Origin of the sequence: Alloyangia mangrovi (genome assembly GCF_002300555.2) — a bacterium.
Classification (GTDB): Bacteria; Pseudomonadota; Alphaproteobacteria; order Rhodobacterales; family Rhodobacteraceae; genus Salipiger; species Salipiger mangrovi.
In genome coordinates, this window is the sequence record NZ_NTHN02000061.1 from 22,800 (window position 1) to 30,653 (window position 7,854).

The 7,854-nt window shown below is 69.3% G+C and carries 6 protein-coding genes and 1 pseudogene; 6 read left to right on the forward strand and 1 reads right to left on the reverse strand.

Translation table 11 applies throughout. The features are described 5' to 3' along the window. Window positions 1-34 precede the first annotated feature (34 nt). The 5 genes and pseudogenes from CLG85_RS23095 (at window position 35) to CLG85_RS23115 (ending at window position 5,207) form a co-directional block, all read left to right on the forward strand. Window positions 35-727, forward strand: coding sequence for a paraquat-inducible protein A (locus CLG85_RS23095; RefSeq protein WP_095884445.1), 693 nt, complete (start codon window positions 35-37; stop codon window positions 725-727). After that, window positions 697-1,362 carry a paraquat-inducible protein A gene (locus CLG85_RS23100; RefSeq protein ID WP_375796947.1) on the forward strand — a complete coding sequence of 222 codons (666 nt, stop codon included), beginning with the start codon at window positions 697-699 and terminating at the stop codon, window positions 1,360-1,362. The genes CLG85_RS23095 and CLG85_RS23100 overlap by 31 nt, the downstream gene beginning before the upstream one ends. Continuing rightward, a complete protein-coding gene (locus tag CLG85_RS23105) occupies window positions 1,359-3,464 on the forward strand; it encodes an MlaD family protein (RefSeq protein ID WP_260350109.1) in 2,106 nt (701 codons plus the stop codon). Before CLG85_RS23100 ends, CLG85_RS23105 begins: the two co-directional genes overlap by 4 nt. Before the next feature lie 100 nt (window positions 3,465-3,564). Beyond that, a pseudogene (locus CLG85_RS23110) lies at window positions 3,565-4,042 on the forward strand (PqiC family protein). A gap of 79 nt (window positions 4,043-4,121) precedes the next feature. Further along, the gene (locus CLG85_RS23115) at window positions 4,122-5,207 is read left to right on the forward strand and encodes an AbrB family protein (protein ID WP_095883179.1); all 1,086 of its coding nucleotides are present in this window, start codon (window positions 4,122-4,124) and stop codon (window positions 5,205-5,207) included. Window positions 5,208-5,280: 73 nt separating this feature from the next. On the opposite strand, the gene CLG85_RS23120 is transcribed toward CLG85_RS23115, so the two are convergent. Further along, complete coding sequence (locus tag CLG85_RS23120; protein WP_260350110.1) at window positions 5,281-7,107, reverse strand: ABC-F family ATP-binding cassette domain-containing protein; 1,827 nt, start codon at window positions 7,105-7,107, stop codon at window positions 5,281-5,283. 111 nt (window positions 7,108-7,218) lie between these two features. On the opposite strand from CLG85_RS23120, the gene CLG85_RS23125 reads away from it, so the two are divergent. Next, complete coding sequence (locus tag CLG85_RS23125; RefSeq protein WP_260350111.1) at window positions 7,219-7,770, forward strand: helix-turn-helix domain-containing protein; 552 nt, start codon at window positions 7,219-7,221, stop codon at window positions 7,768-7,770. The last annotated feature ends 84 nt before the right edge of the window (window positions 7,771-7,854 follow it).

A 7,854-nucleotide genomic window follows, 5' to 3' on the forward strand; every position in this document is an offset into this window, starting at 1 on the left:
TTCCTTGCAACCCGCCGCGTTCTAGATTGGGAGCATGAGCCTCGCCGACATTGTCGCCTCCGAGCTGCCGCCGCAGATCACCCCGGCCTTCCCGCCGCCCGCCTTCACCGCGGAGCAGGCCGAGCAGCTCATTGCCTGCCCGCTCTGTGACACGCTGCACGAGGAGCGCGATGTCGCCACCGGCGAGACCGCCCGCTGCGCGCGCTGCCACGAGGTGCTGGAAGCCCCGCGCAGCCTGGCGATGACCCGGATCATCATGCTCGCGCTCTCGGCGCTGGTGCTGATGGTGGCGGCGATGTTCTTTCCGTTCCTCGAACTCTCCGTGGCAGGCCGGGTGCAGCGCAGCTCGCTGCTCGACACGATCCTCGCCTTCTCGAGCGGGATGACCGCGCCGCTGACCATCGCCATGGCCTCGCTGATCGTCGTCCTGCCCTCGGTGCGGTTCCTGTCGCTGGTCTACGTGCTGGCGCCCATGGCCTTCGGCCACCGCCCGGCGCGCCATGCCGAGTTCTTCTTCCGGCTCGCCGACCACCTGCGCCCCTGGGCGATGGCCGAGGTGTTCATCGTCGGCGTCGCCGTGGCGCTGGTCAAGGTGGCGGGCCTCGCGCATCTGTCGATCGGCCCGGCCTTCTGGGCATTCGTCGCACTGGTGATCGTCACCGTGCTCAAGGACACCTTCATGTGCAGGGTCACCGTATGGAAGACGCTGGAGCAGCGCCGCCAATGAGCCACCCCTCCGAAAGCGCACAGCCCGTGCTCACCGCCCGGCGCGCCGGGATGATCGCCTGCACCGAATGCGGCAAGGTCCACGTGCCGGGCCCCGAGCGCTGCACGCGCTGCGGTGCGCGCCTGTCGAGCCGAGACGAGACTTCGTTGCAGCGTGTCTGGGCCTGGCTCGGGGCGGGGCTGGTGGTCTATGTGCCGGCCAATGTCTACCCGATGTTGAAGACAACGCTTCTGGGCAAGACCACCAACAGCACGATCTTTGGCGGCGTGGTGGACCTCGTGCACCACGGGTCCTACGGCATCGCCGGGATCGTCTTCTTCGCCTCGATCATGATCCCCGTCGCCAAGTTCATCGCCATCGCCTATCTCGCGCTGAGCGTGACCCACCGGGTGAAGCTCTCGCCCGGCAAGCGCCAGCACCTCTACGAGGTGGTGGAATTTGTCGGTCGCTGGTCGATGATCGACGTCTTCGTGGTGGCCATTCTTGCCTCACTGGTGCAACTGGACTTTGCCGCCGCGATCAATCCCGGGATTGCAGCAATCAGTTTTGCGCTTTCTGTTGCATTCACAATGCTTTCGGCACAGAGCTTCGATCCGAGGTTGATCTGGGATGCGAGCGAGGAACCCGAGCAATGAGTGAGCCCAAACCCGCGAAGATGGAGATCGAGCCCAAGCGCCGCTCTGTCTGGCGCAACCTCTCGCTGGTCTGGCTCGTGCCGCTCGCCGCCATCGCGGTGACCGTGTTCATCGCCTGGCAGAGCCTTGCCGAACGCGGCGCGCTGATCGAGATCACCTTCGAGAATGCCGCCGGCATCACCGCCGACGAGACCACCATCCGGTACCGAGACGTGATCGTCGGCACTGTCGAGGAGGTGGTCTTTTCGGACGATCTGGCTGAGGTGCGGGTGAGCGCGCGGATCGACCGCAATGTCGCCGACTCCCTGCCGGCGGACGCCGAGTTCTGGGTGGTCCGCCCCGAGGTCTCGGCCTCGGGAATCACCGGGCTCTCGACCGTGCTTTCGGGCGTCTACATCGAGGCCGGCTTTGCCCCGCAAGAGGGCGCCTCGGCCCGCAAGTTCCGTGGCCTCGACCAGACGCCGCTGGTGCGCCCCGGCGTCAAGGGCACCCGCATCACCATCCGCGCCGACGATGGCACGCAGCTCTCGGCCGGCGCGCCGATCTTCTACCAGGGGATCGAGGTCGGCCGGATCGAGACGCCGCGCCTTCTCGAGCGCGGCAACGGCGTGGTGGTCGACGCCTTCATCGAGGCCCCCAACGACCGCCGCATCACCACCGCCACGCGCTTCTGGGATACCTCGGGATTCTCGGTGAACATCGGTCCCTCGGGGCTCAATCTCTCGGTCGGCTCGGTCGCGGCGCTGATCCGCGGCGGCATCGCCTTTGACACCGTCGTGTCGGGCGGCAGCGCGGTGCCCGCCGGATATGCCTTCGACCTCTATGACGACGAGGCCTCGGCCCGTGACAGCCTGTTTTCGGAAACCATCTCCAACGCGGTTGAGCTGACTGCCGAATTCGACGAGTCCGTGCGCGGGCTCGAGGTTGGCTCTGCCGTCACCTACCGCGGTCTGCGGGTCGGTCGCGTCACTGCCATCGGCGCGTTCATCGACGGCGAGGGCGAGACCCAGACCGTGCGGCTGCGCACCACGCTCTCGATCGACCCGCGCGCACTGGGTCTCGAGGAAGAGGCGCCACAGTCCGAAACCATCGCCTTCCTGTCCAACGCGGTGAAGAACGGGCTGCGCGCGCGGCTCGCCTCGCAGAACCTCTTCAGCCAGTCGCTGGTGGTGGAACTGGCCGAGATCCCCGACGCCGAACCCGCCACCTTCGGCATTTTCGCGCAGGACGCGCCGCTGATCCCCTCGGTCGAGTCGGACCTGCCGGACATCACCGCCACCGCCGAAGGCCTGTTCCAGCGCATCAACGACCTGCCGGTCGAGGACCTGCTCGACCAGGCCATCGACACGCTCGCCTCGATCGAGAACTTCACCGCCAATCCGCGCCTGCGCGACGCGCCCGACGCGGTCATCGGCCTGCTCGAGGACGCCCGCGGGCTGATCGGCAGCGACGAGATCAAGGCGATCCCCGGCGAGCTGCGCGGCACCGTCGCCGAGCTGCGCGGGGTGATCGAGGACATGCGCGCCGCCGGCGCGGTGCAGCAGCTTGTCTCCACCCTCGAGGCAGCGGAAGCCGCGGCCGCGGAGGTCACAGGCGTCGCGGGGTCGGTCGACGAGAGCATGGCCGGCGTGCCCGACCTGCTTGCCGACCTGCGGGCGCTCACCCAGAAGGCCACCGCGCTCGACCTCGAGAGCTTCCTTGCCGACGCCGGGACCTTCCTCGACGGGGCGGGCAAGCTCGTCGACCAGGACAGCACCCGGCAGTTGCCTGCCGACCTCTCGGCCATGCTGCAGGAGGCGCAGGGCGCGCTTTCCGAGCTGCGCGCCGGCGGGGTGATCGAGAACACCAACGCCACGCTCGCCTCGGCGCGCGATGCCGCCGCGGCGGTCGAGGAGGCGGCAGCCACGCTGCCCGAACTCTCCGCCCGCATCCAGCGGCTGGTGGCCGAGGCGGAATCGGTGATCTCGGGCTATGACGGCAACTCCGCCTTCAATCGCCAGACCGTCTCGGCCCTGCGCGAGGTGCAGACCGCCGCCGAGGCGCTGAACAAGCTTGCCCGCTCGATCGAACGCAACCCCAACTCGCTGCTCTTCGGCCGCTGACAGGAGACCACGCATGCGCCTCAAGACGACCCTTCCGATCCTGCTGCTGCCGCTGCTCGCCGCCGCCTGCGGCTCAGAGCCGCGCTACCGGATGGAAAGCATGCCGCCCGCCTCCTCGGCGCGCCTCGCCGTGTCCACGCTGGAGGTGCGCGAGGTCTCGCTGCCGGCCTATGCCGACGCCTCGGAGATCCTGCTCGAGGATGCCGCCGGCGCGATGACCCAGGTCGAGGGCGCGCTCTGGGCCGACGATCCGCGCCGCGCCATGACCCAGGCGCTGGCCGAGCGTCTCGGCGACGATCAGCGGCGCCACCGTGGCCTCGGAGCCCTGGCCGCTGGAAGAGCCGGCGCAGGCGGCGGTGCATGTGCGCATCTCCGAGGCGGTGGCCAATGAAACCGGCTATTTCCGCCTCAAGGGCCAATACGCGCTCTCCTCCTACGACCGGGTGATCCGCGAAAGGGTGAGCCGCTTCGAGATCACCGTGCCGCTGCAGGCGGCCAACGCCGCAGGCATCGCCGCGGCGGCGGGCAGTGCCACCGCGCAACTTGCGGACCGCATCGCGGCGGACCTCTCGCGCTGAGCGCGGTCCGTAAGCAGGCACGCAGGCTCCGGCCCGCGTGCCATTGCACAGGCGAGCGCGATGGGATTTATGTCGGCAGATGACCCTCTCCACGCTCTCCCTGCGCATGATCTTCACCACGGGCTGCCTGCTGATCGCGGGCGGGATCGGGGGCTGGCTCGCGCAGCTTGCCCACTTCCCGATGCCCTACATGCTGGGCTCGCTCTTCACCTCCGGCATCGCCGTCGCGCTGTTCCAGAAGCGCGCACTGGCCGACTATGCCTACCCGATGAAGTTCCGCACGCTCTTCATCGGCCTCATCGGAGTGATGATCGGCACGCAGGTGACACCCGAGGTTTTCGCGCTGCTCCCCGAGTTGCCGCTGACCCTGTCGATGCTGGCGGTCTTCGTGGTGCTGGCGCAGGGCGGGAACTTCCTGATCTTCCACCGGATCGGCGGCTATGACCGGGCCACGGCCTTCTACGCGGGGGCGCCGGGCGGATTGATGGAGAGCCTGGTGCTGGGCGAGAAGGCCGGGGCGGACCTTCGGCTGCTGACCGCGCAGCAGTTCCTGCGCATCATCCTCGTCATCTCGATCCTGCCGTCGGCGCTGTCGCTCTGGATCGGTCACCCGGTGGGCAGCGCTGCGGGGCAGAGCGTCATGCCGACCGGGCCCGCCAGTGCCGGGGAACTGCTGGTGGTGGTCCTGGCCGCCTTCGCGGGGCTCTTCGTCGCCTCGCGCATCAAGTTGCCGGCAGGGCAGATCACCGGGCCGCTACTGCTTTCGGCGGCGCTGACCCTCTCGGGGCTGGTCGACATGCACCTGCCATTCTGGCTGATCGCCGCGGCGCAGGTGGTGGTGGGCAGCTCGCTCGGCGTGCGCTTCACCGGGATGACCGGCGCCATGCTGCGCCGCTCGCTCGGCCTGAGCGTGCTTTCGGTGGGCTGGATGCTGGCGGTCGGCGGGGCCTTCGCGCTGGCGCTGGCCGCGGCAACGGATATTCCCTTCCTGCACCTGATGATCTCCTACGCGCCCGGGGGCGTGACCGAGATGTCGATCATCGCGCTCTCGCTCGCTGCCAACCCGGCGCTGGTCAGCCTGCACCACGTGGTGCGCATCCTGCTGACCGTGGGAGTGATGGTGATCGCCGAGAAGCGCCTGCCGCTTCAGCAGGCGGGCGAGTAGGGCGCAAGAGCCTTCGAAGGCTCTTGCAATTCTCCTCGAAGAGACTTGGTCGCGGGACCCCGGGCTGCGGGCATCAGCCCGCCGCTTCGGCCTTTTCCGCCAGTTCGAGCCATTCCTCCTCGGCTGCGGCGAGCTTTTCCTGCCGCTCGCTCAATGCCTCGGTGGCCTTCTTGAACTTCACCGGCTCGCGGGTGAAGAGCTCGGGATCGGCCAGCAGCCCCTCGAGCTTGCCGATCTCGGCGCCGAGCCGGTCGATCAGCCCCGGAAGCTCCTCGAGCCGGTGCTTGTCCTTGAAGCTGAGGCCCTTGGCCGGGGCCTTGGGCTTCGGCGGAGCGCTGTCTTTTGCGGGCTTGGCGGGGACCTTCTCCTTCGGCGCGGCGTCCGCCTCGGCTTCGGCCTTCTGCGCCTGGTAGTCGCTCCAGCCGCCGGCGTAGGTCACCGCGCGGCCGTCGCCCTCCATGGCGATGGTCGTGCTGGCCACCCGGTCGAGGAAGTCGCGATCGTGGCTGATCAGCAGCACCGTGCCGTCATAGTCGCCGAGCAGGTCCTGCAGCAGGTCCAGCGTTTCCACGTCGAGATCGTTGGTCGGCTCGTCGAGCACCAGCATGTTGCTCTCGCTGGCCATGATCTTGGCCAGCAGCAGCCGCGCCTTCTCGCCGCCCGAGAGCGAGCGGACGGGGGCGCGCGCCTGGCGCTCGTCGAAGAGGAATTCCTTGAGGTAGCCGACCACGTGTTTCGGCTGGCCGCGGACCAGCACCTGGTCGGCCTTGCCGGAAACGCGCATCTCGGGATCGCCGGTGAGGCTTTCCCAGAGCGTCATCTCGGGATCGAGCCGGGCGCGGGTCTGGTCAAAGATCGCGGGCACGAGGTTGGTGCCGAGCTTGACGCTGCCCGCGTCGGGGGCGATCTCGCCCATCAGCATGCGGATCAGGGTGGTCTTGCCGACGCCGTTCGGGCCGACAAAGGCCACGCGGTCGCCGCGCATGACGGTCAGCGAGAAATCCTTGACGATCTGCTTGTCGCCGAAGCCCTTCGAGAGCCCCAGGGCTTCGATCACCTTCTTGCCCGAGGTCGGGCCGGAGGACAGCTCCATCGCCGCGGTGCCCTGGCGGCGGATCTGCGAGGCGCGGTCGGCGCGCAGCGCCTGAAGCGCGCGCACCCGGCCCTGGTTGCGCGTGCGGCGGGCCGAGATGCCCTCGACCGCCCATTTCGCCTCGGCCTTGATCTTGCGGTCGAGCTTGTGGCGGGCCTCGTCTTCCTCGGCCCAGGTCTTGTCGCGCCAGGCCTCGAAGCCGGCAAAGCCCTGCTCCTGCCGGCGCACCGCGCCGCGGTCGATCCAGAGCGTCGCGCGGGTCAGGTTCTCGAGGAATCGCCGGTCGTGCGAGATCAGCACGAACGCCTTGCGGGTGCGCTTCAGCTCGTCCTCGAGCCAGCCGATGGCGTTGATATCAAGGTGGTTGGTCGGCTCGTCGAGCAGCATGACGTCCGGGTCCTGCGCCATCAGCTTCGCGAGCGCGGCGCGGCGGCGCTCGCCGCCCGAGGCGGTGGCGACGGGGCGCGCGGGATCGAAGCCAAGCCCTTCGCCCGCCGCCTCGACCTTGTACATCTCCGCCGGGCCGAGGCCCTCGGCGGCATAATCGCCCAGCGTCTCGAAGCCCGAGAGGTCCGGCTCCTGCTCCATGTAGCCCACCGAGATGCCCGGCGGCACGATGCGGTCGCCGGTGTCGGGCTCGACGAAGCCCGCCATGACCTTCATCAAGGTGGATTTGCCCGAGCCGTTGCGGCCGACCAGCGCGACGCGGTCGCCGGGCTGGACGTTGAGCGAGAGGCCGGAAAAGACCGGCTCGCCGCCGAAGGTGAGCGAGATGTCGGAGAGCTGGAGAAGGGGTGCCTGTGCCATGCGCAGAGCGCTAGGGCCGCGCCGGGGAAAGGTCAAGTGGGCGCGTGCGGGGCGGTTGCGGAGGGACATCGTTAACCCCGCCTTCAAGGGCGCTGCGCTATGCAGGGGCGCATGGATTCGCTCTGTCTCACCCGCCTTTCCCTGCTCGGCAACCCGCTGCGCTTGCGGGTGCTGCGGCTGCTGGTGCGCCACCTGCCACATGCGCTCTCGGCAGGGGATCTGGCGCGGGCACTGGCGGTGCCGCCCTCGACGCTCTCTGCGCATCTGGCAGCGCTCTGCGAGGCAGGGCTGCTGGTGCAGCGGGCGCGAGGTGCGCTGCGGCTCTACCACGCGGTACCGGGGGCGCTGGCACATGTGATCGAGTGGCTCGGGGCCGATGTGGCGCTGGGGCGGGCCGGCGGTATCCCGGAGCGCGTCACGGCGGGCAGGGTGCGGTTGCTGCTTCTCTGCGCCGATGGGGCGCTCCTGTCGCCATTTGCAGGCGCGCTGGCGCGGCGGCGGCTCTGGGGCAAGGCGCAGGTGCAGGCGGCGGGGCTGGACCCGGCGCGCGCCTTCGATCCGCTGCTGCTGGCGCTGCTCGAGGTCTGGGGGGCTGCCTCCGCCGGGTGCGGTGCCGCGCGGGGCAGAGGGGCGGGCGGCGGATATCGTGATCGCCCTCGATGACGCCTCGGCCAAGGCGCTGCCGCTTGCTCTGCAGATACCGCCGCCGGTCTGTGCCTTTTGGCCGCTGCCCGGCGCGGGCGCGGG

Bases quoted from the DNA above. Each gene is read 5' to 3' on its own strand.
- CLG85_RS23095 (WP_095884445.1), top strand. From the start codon at position 35: ATGAGCCTCGCCGACATTGTCGCCTCCGAGCTGCCGCCGCAGATCACC.
- CLG85_RS23115 (WP_095883179.1), top strand. From the start codon at position 4,122: ATGACCCTCTCCACGCTCTCCCTGCGCATGATCTTCACCACGGGCTGC.
- CLG85_RS23125 (WP_260350111.1), top strand. From the start codon at position 7,219: ATGGATTCGCTCTGTCTCACCCGCCTTTCCCTGCTCGGCAACCCGCTG.
- CLG85_RS23100 (WP_375796947.1), top strand. From the start codon at position 697: ATGGAAGACGCTGGAGCAGCGCCGCCAATGAGCCACCCCTCCGAAAGC.
- CLG85_RS23105 (WP_260350109.1), top strand. From the start codon at position 1,359: ATGAGTGAGCCCAAACCCGCGAAGATGGAGATCGAGCCCAAGCGCCGC.
- CLG85_RS23120 (WP_260350110.1), bottom strand. From the start codon at position 7,107: ATGGCACAGGCACCCCTTCTCCAGCTCTCCGACATCTCGCTCACCTTC.